Source organism: Brevibacterium gallinarum, from assembly GCF_014836885.1.
Classification (GTDB): Bacteria; Actinomycetota; Actinomycetes; order Actinomycetales; family Brevibacteriaceae; genus Brevibacterium; species Brevibacterium gallinarum.
On the sequence record NZ_JACSPY010000003.1, the window covers coordinates 106,099 to 122,796 of the forward strand.

Sequence of the window (16,698 nt, forward strand, 5' to 3'; positions counted from 1 at the left end):
CCATCTTACGCGCTTCTGTGCGCCGCGCGATCGAGGCGCTCGTGTCCGCTGCTGGGGCTCAGGCGCGCACGTCCTCGAACAGCACCGGTGGGCGGTCGGGCAGTCCGCGCTTGCGGCGGTGCTCGTCGACCATCGCCTCCTGTTCCTTGACGGCCGGTTCGTTCTGCCGCAGCAGGTTGTACAGCGGCGAGGCGACGAACAGGGTCGAGGCGGCAGCGACGATCGTGCCGATGAACAGCGAGAGCGCGATGTCGGTCAGGGTGCCGGCGCCGAGCAGGAACACGCCGATGAAGAGGATGGCTGCAATCGGCAGCACCGAGATCATCGAGGTGTTGATCGAACGCACGGTCGTCTGGTTGACGCCGAGGTTGACGAGCTCGGAGAACTTCATGCGGTTATTCTCCTTGAAGTCCTCCGTGTTCTCGCGGATCTTGTCGAAGACCACCACCGTGTCGTACAGCGAGAAGCTCAGCACCGTGAGGAAGCCGATGATCGCCTCCGGTGTGACCTCGAAGCCGAGGGCGGAGTAGATGCCCATCGTGAGGACCATGACGAAGACGAGGCCGAGGATCGCCGCCAGCGACATCTTCCAGGTGCGGAAGTAGATCGCCATCACGAGCATCGCGATCGCGACGAAGATGATGAGCGCCCGCGTCATCTTCTCGGTCACGTCCTGACCCCACTTGGGGCCGACGAAGTTCGAGGTGACGTCCTCGTTCTCGACGCTGTACGACGTCACGAGCGCGTCGCGGACCTGCTGCATCTGATCATCGGTCAGCTGGTCGGTGTCGATCTTGATGGAGGTGTCCGAGGTCGGCACGACGGAGGTCGAGACACTGTTGCCGACGACCTCGGCGACTGCGTCGTGGGCGTGCTGCTCGGAGGTGTCGGAGGTGTTGGCGATCTGGAACTGGGATCCGCCCTTGAAGGCGATGCCGAGGTTGAATCCGCCCAGCAGCGGCACGATGAGCGAGGCGATCATGAGGGCGACCGCGATGCCCAGCCACAGCTTCGAGCGCTTGATGAACGGGATCGAGGTGCGACCCGAGTGCAGGTCATTGCCCCAGGCGAAGAACGAGCGCATCATCGGGCATCACCGTCCGTTCGTCCGGCTCCGGCAGTCACGTCATCGCTGTCGGTGCGCGCCTCATCGGCCTCGGCACCTGCCTCCCGTTTCCGGGCCTCCTTCTCGCGCGCTTCCTTCTCGCGCAGCGCCTTGCGCTCGGCGATCGAGAGCTCTGATCGGTCAGCACTCAACGTGCCGGTGGACTTCCGGCTGACGCGTGTCGAAGAACCGGAGCGCTTGTCGATGCTGGCCTGCCGGCGCTTGGCCTCCCGGTAGGAGCCGCGCTTCTTCGACTTCTCCTTCGCCTTCTCCAGGTCCAGGCCCATCGCACCGCGGTAGGCGGCCATCTTGACGCCGAGCTGACGCGGATCCATACCCGACCACGGGTGGCCGTAACCGAAGAAGTGCGTGCGCGCCAGCACCTGCAGCATCGGGTGGGTGAAGAGGATGACGAGGATGACGTCGATGATGACGGTGAGGCCGAGCGTGAACGCGAAGCCGCGCACGCTGCCGACGGCGAGGATGTAGAGGATCACCGCAGCGAGCATGTTGACGGCCTTCGAGGCGAAGATCGTGCGCTTGGCGCGGTCCCAGCCGATTTCGACGGCGCTCGTGAGCTTGCGCCCGGAGCGCAGCTCGTCTCGCACGCGTTCGAAGTAGACGATGAAGGAGTCTGCGGTCATGCCGATGCCGACGATGAGGCCGGCGACACCGGCCAGTGACAGCCGGTAGCCGTAGCGCCATGTGACGAACAGCAGCAGCAGATACGTCAGCACACCGGCGACGGCGAGGCTGGAGACCGTCACCAGGCCGAGGACGCGGTACTGGATGAGCGAGTAGCCGACGACGAGCAGCAGGCCGATGCCGCCGGCCAGCAGGCCCTTGGCGAGGTAGTCGGCACCCAGGGTGGGTGAGATCTGCTGTTCGCTCTGGACCTGGAAGCTGATCGGCAGCGAGCCGTTCTTCAGCTGGCTGGCCAGAGTCTCGGCTTCCTCGACGGTGAACTCACCGGTGATGATCATCCGGCCGTCGGTGATGTGGGCCTGGGAGCGCGGCGCGGAGAGCACCTGACCGTCGAGCACCATCGCGAACTGGCTGTAGGGCTCCTGCAGACCGGTGAGCGCGCCCGAAATCTGGCCGAAGGCCTCAGCGCCATAGTTGTCAAGGGTCATGGAGACGGCGGGACGGTTCGTCTGAGCGCCCTGTGCGGTCGTCTCAAAGGTGAACTCGGCATCGGTGATGTGCGAGCCGTCGAATTCGACGGGTCCGAGCACGTACTTCGCCGCACCGCTCTGGTCACAGGCGACGACCGGCTGATCGTCAGGGCCTGCTTCGCCTCGGATGCGGTTCTCCTCCTTGGTGCAGTCGAGTTCCTGGAATGTCTGCAGGATCTCCGGCGTCAGCCACGACTGATCGGTCTGCGGGTCGAAGCGCGGGAATTCGCCTTCCTTGACAGTGTCCTGACCGGACTCGGCATCCTCGGCATCGCCGGGGTTGCCGGCCGGGCCGGGCACAGTGCCGGCGTCGCTGGGCTGCTGGGCCCTGACGTCGGTGCCATCGGCAGCCGTCACCGAACCGGCACCGCCCTGTGCTGGGTCGTCTTCTGCAGGGGCCTGCTCGTCGCCGCCCTGATCCTTGAGCAGCTCCTCGAGCTGCTTCTTCTCCTCGTCTGTGGCGTCGTTGCCCTCCTCGCCCTGCTCCTCGGCAGGCTGCTCGCCGGTGTCCGGCTCGGGAGGGGCGACGACGGCGACGCGGCGGAACACCATCTGCGCTGAGGAGCGGACGAGCTCACGGGTCTGCTCATCCGGGTTGCCCGGCAGGTTGACGATGATGTTGCGGTCGCCCTGCGTGGTGATCTCAGCTTCGGACACACCCGTGGAATCGACGCGCTGGCGGATGATCGCAACCGCCTGTTCGAGCTGCTCCTGGGTGATGCGCTGATCCTCCAGCTGCGGTTCGAGGATGATGGAGGTGCCGCCTTCGAGGTCGAGGGCGAGCTTCGGGGTCCAGGAGGCGTTCGACCAGATGGCCCCGCCGCCGATGAGGGCGACGAGGGCCAGCGTGAAGATCGTCAGCCACGCAAAGCGCAGTCCCGGACGGGGCTTGTCTGCGGAAGTTGACACAGGGGATCTTTCGTTGGGGTGTGATCAGGCCTTGAAGTCGTCACCGCGGTCATCGCGGCGCCGGTCATCGAGGTCGTTGTCGGACGTGTAGTCGCCGCCGCCGTAGTTGCCGCCGCGATAGTTGTCGAGGCGATCGGAATCATCCACGCGCTCGTCTGCCAGACGGTCATCGGCAGCCAGCGTGTCATCGGCAGGCAGGTCGCGGTCGACGTCAGCGGCGGTGTCCTCGGACAGCCCGTCGGTGGCGACACCGGCGGACGGCTCGATGTGGCCGATGGCCTGCTGGTGGATGCGCAGCACAGTGCCGGGGCCGCTTTCGATCGTGACGATGTGATCCTCCGGCGAGACAGTGAGCACGGTTCCGTACACACCGAACGTCGTCATCACCTCGGCACCGGGCACCAGATTGGACTTGATGCTCTCCTGGCGGGCCTTCTGCTTCTTGCGGCTGCTGAACAGGAAGAACAGCATGAGGGCGCCGAGGCCAAGGAAGATGAGTGTTGTGGGATCCACGAGTGAGATCAGCCTTTCGATATGACGGGGCTATAGCCAAGAAGTCAGTCTAGTGGCGATGCGGCGGCAATCACTAATCGTCGTCTGTGAACTCGAAGAGAGCCCGTTCGGCGTCTTGCGGCGCGAGCCCGAGGTGGCGCCAGCCCTGACCTGTGGCGATGCGTCCGCGCGGAGTGCGGGAGATGAGGCCCTCCCGCACGAGGAACGGTTCGGCGACCTCTTCGACGGTCTCCGGCTCCTCCCCCACCGACACCGCCAGGGTGCGCAGGCCGACCGGCCCGCCGTCGAAGCGTTCGCACAGGGCGCGCAGCACAGCTCGGTCGAGCCGGTCGAGGCCGCGCTCGTCGACTTCGTAGACCTTGAGCGCGGCGCGCGCGGCGTCGTAGTCGACGATGCCGCGGCCGCGGACCTGCGCCCAGTCGCGCACCCGGCGCAGCAGCCGGTTGGCGATGCGCGGGGTGCCGCGGGAGCGGGTGGCGATCTCCTGCAGTCCCGCGGCATCGGCTTCGACGTCGAGCATCTGCGCTGAACGGCGCAGCACGGTGTGCAGGTCTTCTTCGGAGTAGAAGTCGAGGTGGCCGGTGAAGCCGAAACGGTCGCGCAGCGGTGCCGGCAGCAGACCGGAACGGGTGGTGGCCCCGACCAGGGTGAAGGGCGGCAGGTCGAGCGGAATGGCGGTGGCACCGGGTCCTTTGCCGACGATGACGTCGACGCGGAAGTCCTCCATGGCGACGTAGAGCATCTCCTCGGCTGCGCGGGCGACCCGGTGGATCTCGTCGATGAAGAGCACCTCGCCCTCTTCGAGGGAGGACAGGATCGCCGCGAGGTCGCCGGCGTGCTGGACGGCCGGTCCCGAGGTGACGCGGATCTGGGTGCCGAGCTCGTGGGCGATGATCATCGCCAGGGTGGTCTTGCCCAGTCCCGGCGGGCCGGAAAGCAGCACATGATCGGGAGCGCGGTTGCGCGCAGCTGCGGCATCGAGGACGAGCGAGAGCTGTTCGCGCACCTGCGGCTGGCCGGTGAAGTCCTCGAGCCCGCGCGGGCGCAGTGCGACCTCGGCGGCTCGTTCAGCGTCATCGGCTCCAGCGCGGGTCAGGCGTGCGCTCTCGGCACCGGTGAGGGCATCGCCGGTGAACTCCACTTCGTAGCTCGGTTCGCTCATACACGCCCGCCGATCGTCTTGAGGGTGGCCTTGAGCAGTTCAGGGGTGGTCGGCTCGGTGTCGAACTCTGCGCGCGTGTCAGCCACGGCCTTCTCAGCCTGCGCCTGCCGCCAGCCGAGGTTGACGAGTCCCTCCACGACCTGTGCGGAGACCACATCGGTCCCACCTGCCGGAGTTGCGGGTGCCGCTGCTGTGCCGGTCGGCTGCGGGAAGGCGGTGAGCTTGCCGGCGAGTTCGAGCATGAGCCGGGCGGCGACCTTCTTGCCGATGCCGGGCACCTTCGTCAGCGCCGCCTGATCCTCATCGGCGATCGCCTGGCGCAGCTCATCTGGGCTGAGCACCGAGAGCACTGCCAGGGCCAGGCGGGGGCCGATGCCGGAGATCGTCTGCAGGGTTTCGAACAGGTCGCGCTCCGCGGCGTCGCCGAATCCGAACAGGGTCAGCGAGTCCTCGCGGACGACGAGCACGGTGTGCAGTTCGATGTCCTGGCCGTGGCGCACGCCAGCAGTCAGGGCCGGGGTGGCGAAGACGCGGCGTCCGATGCCGGCGGTGACGACGGTGAGGCTGTCAGGGCGCACGCTGGCGACCGTGCCCGAAAGGTAGGTGATCACTCAAGCTCCAGGTGTGAACGTATGTACGAATACCACTCTAATCGGTCGTGCGGACGGAACCGGGCACCTCGGCTCCGGCGTGTGCCGAGGCCAGGGTGCCTCGTGCGCGGGGTCACGTGCGCGGCGTCAGCGGCGCCGCGGCGTCCCGGCGCTCTTGAGAGCCTCTGCCCACTGCTGCTGAGCCGGGGTCAGCGAGCTGCCCTGCCGGCCGCCACTCTGCCGGGTGTCGACGTCCTTCGTCATTCCCGGGGTCGATCCGGCCGCGCCGGCGCCGCGCCACAGGTGGCAGATCGCCAGGGCCAGGGCATCGGCGGCGTCGGCGGGCTTGACCGGGGCGTCAAGCCGCAGGATCCGGGTGACCATGTTCGTCACCTGCGCCTTGCCGGCCCGGCCGCTGCCGGTGACCGCGGCCTTGACCTCAGACGGGGTGTGCATGGCCACGGGGATGCCGCGGCGGGCGGCCAGGCCCATCGTCAGCCCGGATGCCTGGGCGGTGCCGATGATGGTGGAGACGTTGTGGCGGGCGAAGACCCGTTCGATGCTCACGACATCGGGCCGGTGCGCATCGAGCCACCGGTCGAAGGCATCGGCCAGCGCGCCGAGGCGGGTGTCGACGGCGCCGACGCTGGGGGTCTCGATGACGTCGACGGCGACGAGAGCCGGCCGGTGGATGCGCGCGGCGTCGATGACGCCGATGCCGCAGCGGGTCAGGCCCGGGTCGACTCCCATCACGCGCATCGGCTCAGGCGCCGTTCAGCTCGGCGAGCACCTCATCGGAGACGTCGGCGTTGGAGTAGACGTTCTGCACGTCATCGCAGTCTTCGAGCACGTCGATGAGGTTGAAGACCTTCTTCGCGGTCGCCGCGTCGAGGGGCACCTCGATGTTGGGCACGAAGGAGGCGTCGGCTGAATCGTAGTCGATGCCGGCTTCCTGCAGTGCGGTGCGCACGGCGACGAGGTCAGTGGCCTCGGAGATGATCTCGAAGGTCTCGCCGTTGTCGTTGACCTCTTCAGCGCCGGCTTCGAGGGTGGCCTCCATGATCGCCTCGTCATCGGTGCCCTCGGCGGGGACGACGATGACGCCCTTGCGGTTGAAGTTGTAGGAGACCGAACCGGGATCGGCCATCGACCCGCCGTTGCGGGTCACCGCGACCCGGACCTCGGAGGCGGCGCGGTTGCGGTTGTCGGTCAGGCATTCGATGAGCATGGCGACACCGCCGGGGCCGTAGCCTTCGTACATGATGGTCTCGTAGTCGACACCGCCGCCGTCGAGTCCGGCGCCGCGCTTGACGGCCCGCTCGATGTTGTCATTGGGCACCGAGGACTTCTTGGCCTTCTGGATCGCGTCGAACAGGGTGGGGTTGCCCTCGACGTCGGCGCCGCCGTTGCGGGCTGCGACTTCGATGTTCTTGACGAGCTTGGCGAACAGCTTTCCGCGCTTGGCGTCGATCGCTGCCTTCTTGTGCTTGGTTGTCGCCCACTTGGAGTGGCCTGCCACGGATGTCTCCTCGTCTCGGTTGTGCGTCTGTGCCGTTTGCGGCCGGCGTCAGCAGCGCCGGGGCCTGCCGCAGGGCTGTCTGAAGTGTACCGCCGCGACTGGCCGCTATTCGAGCACCAGCGGTTCGTCCGGCACGTCCCGGCGCTGCACCATCTGCACCAGGGTCGGCAGCTGCGGCGGGTAGATGACGTCGGTGGTGGAGCTCAGCTCGGACAGCGACCACCACCGGCCTTCGACGATCGAGGCCTTTTCGATGTCAGTCCAGATCGCCTCATCGAAGTCGAAGTCCTCATCGCACTGCATGCCGTAATAGGTCTCGTGCTGGATCGTCGAGTGGTGCTTGAACTCCATGACGAACGAGCGGCTGGCCAGCGGGCCGAGGAGGTCGGCTGGGTCGCACTCGATGCCGGCTTCCTCGGAGAGCTCGCGTGCGGCTGTCTGCACGGCGGTCTCACCGAGTTGGGCACCGCCACCGCAGGTGATCCACCAGTGGCGTGAATCGTCGTGCATGTCCTTGACATGCAGCAGGAGCACCTCTCCTGCCGGGTTGAGCAGCACGACGCGTGCTGCGGTGCGGGCTTTCATTCTGCTTCCTCTCGGCTGAGCTGGTGCGCCAGCTCTCGTGCGGTCGTTTGCGGCGGCCTCCCGCCGGGACTGCGGGGGCGCGGTGGATATCACTTCAGGTGCGCAGGTGCGTGCTCCACCAGTTGAGCATGTGTTCGAAGCGCTGCACGCGGTGCCGCGGCTGGCCGGTGCGGGAGAGCCCGTGGCTCTCGCCGGGGAAGATGAGCAGCTCGGTGTGCGTGCCGGCGCGCTGCAGGGCGGCGTAGTACCGCTGCGCCTGCTCCAGCGGGCAGCGGAAGTCGCGTTCGGAGTGGATGACGAGCGTCGGAGTGGTGTTGCCCTCGATATCCGTCATCGGCGACTGGGCGGCGATCCGCTCCGGGTCGCGTCCGGAGTACTCCTCGCTGAAGAACCGGCCGATGTCAGAGGTGCCGATGAAGGTCGTCGGGTCGAGGTAGCCGCGTTCGACGATGCCGGCGGCGAACCGGCCCTCGGCATTGAGGACCATCGCGGTGAGGTAGCCGCCGTAGGATCCGCCCTGGATGCCGAGCCGGCTGGCATCGAGCTGCGGGTGGGCGGCCAGTGCCGCATCGAGGATCGCGAGCACATCAGCGTGTGCCGGAGCGGCCATATCGCCTTGCACGGCCTGCCCCCAGGCGCGTCCGCGGCCATTGGAGCCGCGCGGGTTGGCATACACGACGGCGTACCCGGCGCCGGTGAGCACCTGGGTCTCGTCGAACAGCGCCTCGGTGTACTGGGAGAACGGCCCGCCGTGGATGTTGAGGATGACAGGGAACGGGCCTTCACCGTGAGGGATCGCCACCCAGCCGTGCACATCGCCCAGCGGAGTCGTCGCCGACACCGGCTGCGGGGTGGAGACACGCAGCGGCTCGTCGACGAGGCTGGTGGCGAAGTCGCTGAGCTGGGTGAGGCCGCCTGATGCGTCGATAGCGAAGACCTCACCGGGTGAGGTGACGGTCGCTGCGGTGACGATGAGCTGCTCGCCGTGCCGGCACAGGCCGGTGACGACGAGTTCGGGCGGGCTCAGCAGGGCTGGTGCGCTCTCCGCGCCCGAGGCGCCGGTCGCCTCGGCGAGCGTGAGCTCACCGTCTGCCAGGCTCACCGTGCCGGCATCGAGCGGGATGCGGGCGGCGCGCTGGGAGCCGTCGACGGTGAGGACGACGTAGGCGCAGCCGTCGGCGATGACCGGCCGGATGCCTTCGAGTTCGATTGTCTCATCGCATGTGATCCGGGTGGTCTGGCCGGTGGAGCGGTCGTGGATGAAGAGACCGGGCAGTGCGGCGACGAAGTCGATGACCGACTGTCGGTGTTCGACGCCGATGAAGGCGATGCGGTCCTCGTCGAGCCACGTGTGGGCGTGGGCGCTGTGCATGCCCAGGTCGATGCGCTCCATGCCCTCATCGGTGATAAGCCACAGGTGGGAGCGCAGATCGACGTCGCCGGTCGGCTGTTCGAGGCCTGCGACGACGCTGAGCTGGCCGGCTGGGCTGAACTGCGGGTCGCTGACGTCCTCGGCGTGGTCGGTCAGCTGCACAGACTCAGGCAGCGTGTCGCTGCCGAGCAGGCTCTCGGCGGTCATCCCCGGGTCGGTCAGGTCGACGGAGAACAGCTGGGTGAGGCGGTCGCCGCCGTAGCCGAGTCCGTCGCTGAGGTAGCTTGCTGCGGTGATGTGGCGCGGGGCCTCGGCATCGGCGCTGATGTCCTCGTCGGTGCCGTAGCGGCCCTCTTCAGGTGTGCGGGCGAGGTAGACGGCCCGCTTCCCCGAGGGGTCGAAGGCGAAGCCGCTGACGCCCAGCGGCGCGTCGGTCAGGCGCCTGGCTTCGGCACCGGTGGCGCCGATGTACAGCTGCGGGGATTCCTTCGGGCGGGCGGCGCGCAGGAATCCGAAGGCGTCATCGGTGATCGTCAGTGCGCTGTCGTTCCAGCCGTGGCTGAGACGAGTCCACTCCCCTGCCGCGCCCGAGGCGGTGGCGGAGCCGGTGCCCGTGACCGGGAGCGGGCGGGCGACGTATTGGGACCGGTAGCTGTTGGCCTCGACGTCGGGGCGGGTGAGCTGGCAGAAGATGCGCTCGCCGGCCGAGACCGGCTCGGCGCAGCTGATGAGGGAGGTGATGTCGGCTGGTTTCATGCGGCCCATTCCTTGGAGAAGAGTTCGCGGACGTCGGCATGCACCTGCGGCAGTGCCTTCGTCTGCGCGATGATCGGCAGGAAGTTCGCATCCCCGCCCCACCGCGGCACGATGTGCTGGTGCAGGTGGGCGGCGATGCCGGCGCCGGCGATGCCGCCCTGGTTCATTCCGAGGTTGAAGCCGTGTGGTGATGACACCGCACGGATGACGCGCATCGCCTGCTGGGTGAAGTGCGCGATCTCGATCGTCTCGGCCTCGGTCAGCTCTGTGTAGTCAGCGACGTGACGGTACGGGCAGATGAGCAGGTGGCCGGGGTTGTACGGGTAGAGGTTGAGCACGGCGAAGACGTGCTCACCGCGGGCGACGATGAGGCCCTCTTCGTCGTCCTTGCCCGGTGCCAGGCAGAACGGGCATTCCGGGGTGCTGTCGTCCTTGGGCTTGTTCTGCCCGCCGATGTAGACCATCCGGTGCGGGGTCCACAGCCGCTGCAGACCGTCGGGTTCACCGGGGAACCCGGCGGCCGCCTCGGGTTCGGGCATCCGGGCGGCTGCCTCGCTGATGTCCTCGCCGGTCATACCTGCGCCTTCGTCTCGATTGCCTCCACGATCCGCTCGATGGCCTCATCAACGGCGACCCCGTTGTCCTGGTTGCCGTCGCGGAACCGGAACGACACAGCGCCCGCGTCACGGTCGTCACCGCCGGCGATGAGGGTGTAGGGCACCTTCGACTTCGAGGCGTTGCGGATCTTCTTGGGGAACCGGTCATCGGAGTCGTCGACCTCGACGCGCACGCCGCGGGCGCGCAGCTTCGCAGCCACCTCGTGCAGGTACGGCGAGAATTCCTCAGCCACCGGCACGCAGGTCACCTGCACCGGGGCCAGCCACACAGGGAACGCGCCGGCGTAGTGTTCGGTGAGCACGCCGAAGAACCGCTCGATCGACCCGAACTTCGCGGCATGGATCATGACCGGACGCTTGCGGGTGCCGTCAGCGGCCTGATATTCGAGGTCAAAGCGCTCCGGCTGGTTGAAGTCCAGCTGCACCGTCGACATCTGCCAGCTGCGGCCGAGCGCATCGCGTGCCTGCACGGAGATCTTCGGTCCGTAGAAGGCAGCACCGCCGGGATCCGGGACGAGTTCGAGACCGGTCTCCAGGGCAACGGACTCCAGCACCTCGGTTGCCTCCGCCCACACTTCGTCGGAGCCGATGAACTTCTCCTTCTTCTTCCCGTCCTCATCACGGGTGGAGAGCTCAAGGTAGAAGTCATCGAGGCCGAAGTCGCGCAGCAGCGAGAGCACGAAGTTGATGAGGTGCCGGATCTCTTTGGCCGCGTCCTCTTCGGCGACGTAGGAGTGCGAGTCGTCCTGGGTCAGGGCGCGCACACGGGTGAGCCCGTGGATGACGCCGGAGGGCTCGTCGCGGTAGACGGTGCCGAACTCGAACAGCCGCAGCGGCAGGTCGCGATAGGACCGGCCGCGGGAGCGGTAGATGAGGTTGTGCAGCGGGCAGTTCATCGCCTTGAGCCGGTACGGGGTGCCGGCCTTGACGATCTCCCCGGTCTCCTCGTCGCGGACCTCGTCGACCTGCAGGGCCGGGAACATGTTCTCCCCGTAGTGCGGCAGGTGTCCCGAGGTGTAGAAGAGGGACTCCTTGGAGATGTGCGGGGTGCCGACGTAGGAGAAGCCCTCCTCGATGTGACGGCGGCGCACGTAGTCCTCCATCTCGCGCTTGACGATGCCGCCCTTGGGGTGGAAGACCGGCAGGCCGGAGCCGAGTTCGTCGGGGAAGGAGAACAGGTCGAGTTCGGCGCCGAGCTTGCGGTGGTCGCGGCGCTCGGCTTCGGCGATGCGGTCCTGGTAGGCCTTGAGGTCCTCCTTCGAGGCCCAGGCGGTGCCGTAGATGCGCTGCAGGGAGGCGTTGGCCTGGTCACCGCGCCAGTAGGCAGCCGAGGAGCGGGTGACGGCGAAGCCCTGCCCGATGTGCTTGGTGCTCGGCAGGTGCGGTCCGCGACACAGGTCCTGCCAGACGGCTTCGCCCTGCCGGTTGGTGTTCTCGTACACGGTCAGCTCGTCGCCGCCGACTTCGACGGATGCCTCTTCGTCGTCTCCAGCTTTGGCGCGGTCGTCGATGAGTTCGAGCTTGTACGGTTCGCTGCCCATGCGGGAGCGCGCTTCGTCTTCGCTCACGACGACGCGCTTGAACTGCTGGCCCTGCTTGATGATCTGCTTGGCCCGCTTCTCGATCTGCTTGAGGTCTTCAGGGGTGAAGGGCTCAGCGACGTCGAAGTCGAAGTAGAAGCCGTCGGTGATGTAGGGGCCGATGCCCAGCTTGGTGCCGGGGAAGAGCTCCTGCACAGCCTGTGCGACGACGTGGCCGGCGGAGTGGCGCAGGATGTTGAGGCCCTCGTCGTCGGCAAGGGTGATCGGGTTGACGACGTCTCCGGGTGAGAGTTCGCGGTCGAGGTCTGCGGAGGCGCCGTTGAGCTCGATGGCGATGACGTCTTTCCGGTCGGCGTACACCGTCGTGCCGGTCATTCCTTCCTCGAATGGGATCTGTCTGCCCTCGAGTTGAATGGAATCGGCCACTGCGGTGCTCCTTGGTGTCGTCGGTGATGGCGGTCGGTGAAAGTCTACCGCTTCTGCTGCCCGGCAGAAGCGGATGGGCTGAGGTTCCGCTGCCGGAACCTCAGCCCATCTCAGGTGGTCGGATTACTTCTTCTCGAAGGTGTAGGGGGCGTTGGAGCCCTGGTCCGAGTTCGGGATGGTCACTTCGAGCTTGAGCGAGTCCAGCTCGCTGTGGGGCACCTCGTAGCCGAGAGCGAATTCCTTCTTCTCTCCGGCTGGGACGGTTTCGAAGGCGAGTCCGCCCGAGTAATCACCGGAGAAGACGTCGTTGCAGGTTCCGCCGGAGTAGGTGCATGTGATCAGCGGGAAGCCGGGGTCGAAGTCCGATCCGGAGGTGTTGTCGATGGTGTAGACGACCCGAGCGATCTCGCCGTTGGTCGTGTTGGCGCCGAAGTCGACGTTGTCCGGTCCGACGGACACGGCCAGCGTCACACCCGATGTCAGGTCCACTGAGCCTTCGGATGCTCCGCTGGCGGGCTGGGTGGGATCTTCGGTCGGCTCGGCTTCGTCGGTCGGCGGCGCTCCGTTGGTCTGTCCGGGGTCCTGGGTCGCCGAATCAGTCGGCTCATCGGTGGGGTCCTGGCCGGGATCCGTCGACATGGAGTTGAGGAGGAAGACCTGGACGACGACGAGGATGATCGTGCCCAGCAGGGACAGTCCGCCGAGGATGAGGCCGGCGATGCTCATACCGCGGTTGGTCGCCTTGTTCTGCTTTGCCGCAGACAGGCCCATGAAGCCGAGGATGATGGCTGCGATTGCCAGCAGGAAGGCGATGCCGGCTACGACGAAGCCGAGGACCGGGATCCACGCGCCGCCGGAGGTCAGGAACGCGATGATGCCGGCGATGAGTGCGAGGATGCCGAGGATGTTGCGGGCCTTCGAATCGCCGCCGGAGCCGTAGTCGCTGCCGTAACCGCTGCCGTATCCACCGCCGTACGGGTCGGCCTGGCCGCTGTAGTTCGGTGAGTACTGGTCGGCCGGGCCGGCTTCGCCGCCGGGGTAGCCGCCGGCTGCCGAGTAGTTGGGGGCCTGCTCACCGTACTGCGGCTGTCCGCCGTAGCTCGGCTGCGAACCGTACTGGGGCTGTCCGCCGTATCCGGGCTGCGAACCGTATCCGGGCTGTCCGCCCTGGCCGCTGTCGCCGTACGGATCGGAGCCGTATGGGGGCTGAGAAGACATCGTGGCTCTCTTTTCAGGTCGAGGTCGGTAAGTGCGTTCCACCCCAGCTTAACCGGCAGGTCCGCCCGTCGGCGCATAGCCTCGTTGCGATCTCGTCACAGGACTGTCACAGCGGGGTGCACACGCCTGCAGCAGGACCGAGGGAAAGCAGAATGCCGGGCGCTTATGCCCGGCATTCTCGTTCTGTGCGCGATACTGGGATCGAACCAGTGACCTCTTCCGTGTCAGGGAAGCGCGCTACCGCTGCGCCAATCGCGCCTGTCCCACTTGCGTGGTGGCGTATTCACTTGTGCATGGCGTACAACGCCGTGCGCGATACTGGGATCGAACCAGTGACCTCTTCCGTGTGAAGGAAGCGCGCTACCGCTGCGCCAATCGCGCTTGCGCCCGAAGGCGAAGCCGAGGTGGAGATGGGATTCGAACCCACGTATACGGCTTTGCAGGCCGCTGCCTCGCCTCTCGGCCACTCCACCGTGAGACGGTCTGGCCTGTCTCCGAGCGGATGACGGGACTCGAACCCGCGACCCTCACCTTGGCAAGGTGATGCTCTACCAACTGAGCCACATCCGCATGATTGCGAGGGAGATTTCCTTGCAACGAGAAACAACTCTATCGGGTGAACTCCGAGTTGCCAAATCGCCTGGCAGTGACGCTCGTCACATGCTCTAGAAGGCCCGTTCTGCCGCTCTCCTGCGCGGTGAGAGCACGCTCACCTGGGAGGGTGCCGAGGACGCTGTGGAGCCGGAATCCTTACACTGGTGGCGTGACACAGCGCCATCCCCGTCCCCAGGGCTGGCTGTCCCGCACGCACAAGAAGGGTCGGCCGTGGTTTCGCCGTGCCCGGCTGTCGTTCCTGCGCTGGCGCAGATTCATCATGAGCAACCCGCAGACGGCCTTCGTCTACCGCTGGCTCGTCGGCTGTGTGGGCGGAACCGTCATCGTCATCGGCCTCATCCTCGTGCCGCTGCCGGGCCCTGGATGGCTCATCGTGTTCATCGGCCTGGCGATCATCGCCTCGGAGTTCCAGTGGGCGCAGGATCTGCTGCTGTGGGGCCGGGCGGTGCTGCACCGGTGGACGGAGTGGCTGCGCGCCAGCCACTGGTCTGTGTCCCTGGCGATCGGCAGTCTGACGGGCGCGTTCGTCGCGGGCGTGGTGTGGCTGGGTCTGCTCATGACCGGCCTGCCGGACTGGGTGCCGGATTGGCCGGTGTTCCGCTGGCTGCTGCTGCGCTGAGGCGTGTCGGTGAGCGCAGTCAGTCGGTGAACTGCTTGTTGGTCTCCTTGAGATCGCGCAGCTCTTCCTCGGGGTCGAAGTCCCCGAGGGGCCAGTCGAGGTCGAGCTTCTGCAGCTCGTTGATGAGCAGGCGCACGATCGCCCAGCGCGAGTACCACTTCCGGTCGGCTGGGATGACGTACCACGGCGCGTCATCGGTCGAGGTGCGGTCGAGGACGTCCTGGTAGGCCTGTGTGTACTCCGACCAGCGACCGCGGTCGGCTACGTCGCCGCTGTTGTACTTCCAGTGCTTGTCCACGCGTCGCAGCCGGTTCTCCAGCCGTTCGGCCTGCTCTTCCTGTGAGACGGTGAGCATGCACTTGACGATATGGATGCCGGAATCGGTCAGGCTGTCTTCGAAGCCGTTGATCGTGTCGTAGCGTTCGAGCCACACCGATGGCGGGCGCAGCTTGTGCATCCGCACGGCGAGGATGTCCTCGTAATGCGATCGGTCGAACACACCGATGTTGCCGAACTTCGGCAGCTCTCGGTAGACCCGCCACAGGAAGTGGTGGGAGGCCTCCTCCTCGGTCGGGACGCCGAAGGCGGCCACCTGCACTCCGTGCGGGCTGAGCGCGCCGACGACGTGTTTGACGACTCCGCCTTTGCCGGCGGTGTCCCGGCCCTGCAGCACGAGCAGCACTGCCTTGCGCAGGTCGCCGGCATTGGCGTTGGCGTACAGGCGCTCCTGGAGGTCTGAGAGCAGCGCATGGTCGATCGCCTGAGCCTTCTTCCCCTCGGCTTTGTCCCCTGTGAACCCCGGGGTGGCTGAGGTGTCGATGGCTGCGAAGTCGTCACCGGGCCTGAATCGCAGCAGTTCGGCGACCTCCGCCGGTGGCGCCTGCTCGACGTTGTCGGCAAGCGGCGGCTGCTGAGCGGGTTCGAGCTTCATCATTTCTCCGTTCCGCTGGCCAGCGCGGTGAGCCGGGACAGGCAGCGCAGGTACTTCTTGCGGTATCCGCCGGAGACCATGTCGTCGGTGAAGACAGCGTCGAGGCGCTGGCCGCTGTTGTGGATGCTGATGCCACGGTCGTACATCCGGTCGACGAGCGCGACGAACCGCAGCGCGACGCTTTCGCTGTCGATGGTGTGCACGTCGTCCCACAGCGCCATGTCGATGCCCTCGAGCATGCGGCTGTACCGGGACGGGTGGACGGATGACAGGTGGTCGAGCACCTCGTCGAAGTCATCGCGGGCGACGGTCGTCGCGCTGGTGCCGGCGGCGTAGTCGTCGAGACCGGCGGAATCGACCGGTTCCGGAGGCGTGGGGCTGCCGCGATGACGGTAGTCCTCACCGTCGATGGTGAGCACGGCGAACTGCGCGGACAGTGCTTGGATCTCGCGCAGGAAGTCCTGGGCGGCGAAGCGCCCCTGGCCCAGAGCACCGGGCAGCGTGTTGGAGGTTGCGACGATCTTGACGCCGGCGTCGGTGAGTTCGCGCATGAGCCGCGACATCATGACGGTGTCGCCGGGGTCGTCGAGTTCGAACTCGTCGATGCACACGAGCTTCATCTTCGACAGTTCATCGCGGGCGCGCTGGAAGCCGAGGGCGCCGATGAGGTTGGTGTATTCGACGAAGGTGCCGAAGGTGGCCGGTTTCTCGTGGGCGTGCCAGGCGGCCGCGAGCAGGTGGGTCTTGCCGACGCCGTATCCGCCGTCGAGATAGATGCCCTTGCCGGCCTTGGGCTTGGAGCCGAAGAGCTTGGACAGGAAGCCGGTCTCCCGGCGCTGCTGGGTGAAGTCGCGCAGCTTGTCGCGGGCTTCGGACTGCGAGGGCTGCTGCGGGTCCGGCCGGTAGCTGTCGAACGACACATCCGAGAAGTGGGGCGGCGGCACGAATCCGTCGATGAGGTCTTCGGGGGCGACCTCCGGGCGGCGCTCGGTCAGCTTGATGATCTGCGGTTCACTCACAGCACATAAGTCTACAAACGTTTGAC

At 66.8% G+C, this 16,698-nt stretch carries 15 protein-coding genes and 4 tRNA genes; 1 reads left to right on the forward strand and 18 read right to left on the reverse strand.

Features of this window, described 5'->3' with window-relative positions:
- Positions 1 to 58: 58 nt before the first annotated feature.
- The 16 genes from secF to H9634_RS04705 all read right to left on the reverse strand — a co-directional run bounded on the left by secF (position 59) and on the right by H9634_RS04705 (position 14,058).
- On the reverse strand, positions 59 to 1,084 hold the full coding sequence (gene secF, locus H9634_RS04630; protein WP_191725717.1) for a protein translocase subunit SecF: 1,026 nt from the start codon (positions 1,082 to 1,084) through the stop codon (positions 59 to 61).
- Entirely contained in the window at positions 1,084 to 3,189 is a 2,106-nt protein-coding gene (secD, locus tag H9634_RS04635) for a protein translocase subunit SecD (protein ID WP_191725594.1), read from the reverse strand. The genes secF and secD overlap by 1 nt, the downstream gene beginning before the upstream one ends.
- A gap of 24 nt (positions 3,190 to 3,213) precedes the next feature.
- Positions 3,214 to 3,702 (reverse strand): preprotein translocase subunit YajC, encoded by a 489-nt coding sequence (locus H9634_RS04640; protein ID WP_318244997.1) that lies wholly within the window; start codon positions 3,700 to 3,702, stop codon positions 3,214 to 3,216.
- Positions 3,703 to 3,775: 73 nt separating this feature from the next.
- Complete coding sequence (gene ruvB / locus H9634_RS04645) at positions 3,776 to 4,864, reverse strand: Holliday junction branch migration DNA helicase RuvB (protein WP_191725595.1); 1,089 nt, start codon at positions 4,862 to 4,864, stop codon at positions 3,776 to 3,778.
- Positions 4,861 to 5,475, reverse strand: coding sequence for a Holliday junction branch migration protein RuvA (ruvA, locus tag H9634_RS04650; RefSeq protein WP_191725596.1), 615 nt, complete (start codon positions 5,473 to 5,475; stop codon positions 4,861 to 4,863). The genes ruvB and ruvA overlap by 4 nt, the downstream gene beginning before the upstream one ends.
- A gap of 126 nt (positions 5,476 to 5,601) precedes the next feature.
- On the reverse strand, positions 5,602 to 6,213 hold the full coding sequence (gene ruvC / locus H9634_RS04655; RefSeq protein WP_191725597.1) for a crossover junction endodeoxyribonuclease RuvC: 612 nt from the start codon (positions 6,211 to 6,213) through the stop codon (positions 5,602 to 5,604).
- A gap of 4 nt (positions 6,214 to 6,217) precedes the next feature.
- On the reverse strand, positions 6,218 to 6,973 hold the full coding sequence (locus H9634_RS04660) for a YebC/PmpR family DNA-binding transcriptional regulator (protein WP_191725598.1): 756 nt from the start codon (positions 6,971 to 6,973) through the stop codon (positions 6,218 to 6,220).
- Positions 6,974 to 7,078: 105 nt separating this feature from the next.
- A complete protein-coding gene (locus H9634_RS04665; protein WP_191725599.1) occupies positions 7,079 to 7,558 on the reverse strand; it encodes an NUDIX hydrolase in 480 nt (159 codons plus the stop codon).
- Between the two features lie 94 nt (positions 7,559 to 7,652).
- Entirely contained in the window at positions 7,653 to 9,686 is a 2,034-nt protein-coding gene (locus H9634_RS04670) for an alpha/beta hydrolase family protein (protein WP_191725600.1), read from the reverse strand.
- Entirely contained in the window at positions 9,683 to 10,261 is a 579-nt protein-coding gene (locus H9634_RS04675; protein ID WP_191725601.1) for an HIT family protein, read from the reverse strand. The genes H9634_RS04670 and H9634_RS04675 overlap by 4 nt, the downstream gene beginning before the upstream one ends.
- Positions 10,258 to 12,270, reverse strand: a complete 2,013-nt coding sequence (gene thrS, locus H9634_RS04680; protein ID WP_191725602.1) for a threonine--tRNA ligase — start codon at positions 12,268 to 12,270, stop codon at positions 10,258 to 10,260. Before thrS ends, H9634_RS04675 begins: the two co-directional genes overlap by 4 nt.
- Positions 12,271 to 12,393: 123 nt before the next feature.
- Positions 12,394 to 13,488 (reverse strand): hypothetical protein, encoded by a 1,095-nt coding sequence (locus tag H9634_RS04685; RefSeq protein ID WP_191725603.1) that lies wholly within the window; start codon positions 13,486 to 13,488, stop codon positions 12,394 to 12,396.
- Positions 13,489 to 13,674: 186 nt separating this feature from the next.
- Positions 13,675 to 13,746: transfer RNA gene (locus H9634_RS04690), tRNA-Val, on the reverse strand.
- Between the two features lie 51 nt (positions 13,747 to 13,797).
- A tRNA-Val gene (locus H9634_RS04695) sits at positions 13,798 to 13,869 on the reverse strand.
- Positions 13,870 to 13,890: 21 nt separating this feature from the next.
- Positions 13,891 to 13,961: transfer RNA gene (locus H9634_RS04700), tRNA-Cys, on the reverse strand.
- Positions 13,962 to 13,985: 24 nt separating this feature from the next.
- Positions 13,986 to 14,058, reverse strand: a tRNA-Gly gene (locus tag H9634_RS04705).
- A gap of 193 nt (positions 14,059 to 14,251) precedes the next feature.
- Here H9634_RS04705 and H9634_RS04710 point away from each other — a divergent pair.
- Entirely contained in the window at positions 14,252 to 14,722 is a 471-nt protein-coding gene (locus H9634_RS04710) for a TIGR02611 family protein (RefSeq protein WP_318244998.1), read from the forward strand.
- Between the two features lie 19 nt (positions 14,723 to 14,741).
- On the opposite strand, the gene H9634_RS04715 is transcribed toward H9634_RS04710, so the two are convergent.
- Both H9634_RS04715 and zapE read right to left on the reverse strand, forming a co-directional pair.
- Complete coding sequence (locus H9634_RS04715) at positions 14,742 to 15,653, reverse strand: PPK2 family polyphosphate kinase (protein ID WP_191725604.1); 912 nt, start codon at positions 15,651 to 15,653, stop codon at positions 14,742 to 14,744.
- Positions 15,653 to 16,672, reverse strand: coding sequence for a cell division protein ZapE (gene zapE / locus H9634_RS04720; RefSeq protein ID WP_191725605.1), 1,020 nt, complete (start codon positions 16,670 to 16,672; stop codon positions 15,653 to 15,655). Before zapE ends, H9634_RS04715 begins: the two co-directional genes overlap by 1 nt.
- Between the last annotated feature and the right edge of the window lie 26 nt (positions 16,673 to 16,698).

Excerpts from the sequence above, each read along its gene's own strand:
- H9634_RS04670 (WP_191725600.1), bottom strand. The coding sequence starts at position 9,686 with ATGAAACCAGCCGACATCACCTCCCTCATCAGCTGCGCCGAGCCGGTC.
- H9634_RS04665 (WP_191725599.1), bottom strand. The coding sequence starts at position 7,558 with ATGAAAGCCCGCACCGCAGCACGCGTCGTGCTGCTCAACCCGGCAGGA.
- H9634_RS04715 (WP_191725604.1), bottom strand. The coding sequence starts at position 15,653 with ATGAAGCTCGAACCCGCTCAGCAGCCGCCGCTTGCCGACAACGTCGAG.
- ruvC (WP_191725597.1), bottom strand. The coding sequence starts at position 6,213 with ATGCGCGTGATGGGAGTCGACCCGGGCCTGACCCGCTGCGGCATCGGC.
- H9634_RS04685 (WP_191725603.1), bottom strand. The coding sequence starts at position 13,488 with ATGTCTTCTCAGCCCCCATACGGCTCCGATCCGTACGGCGACAGCGGC.
- ruvB (WP_191725595.1), bottom strand. The coding sequence starts at position 4,864 with ATGAGCGAACCGAGCTACGAAGTGGAGTTCACCGGCGATGCCCTCACC.
- secF (WP_191725717.1), bottom strand. The coding sequence starts at position 1,084 with ATGCGCTCGTTCTTCGCCTGGGGCAATGACCTGCACTCGGGTCGCACC.
- H9634_RS04675 (WP_191725601.1), bottom strand. The coding sequence starts at position 10,261 with ATGACCGGCGAGGACATCAGCGAGGCAGCCGCCCGGATGCCCGAACCC.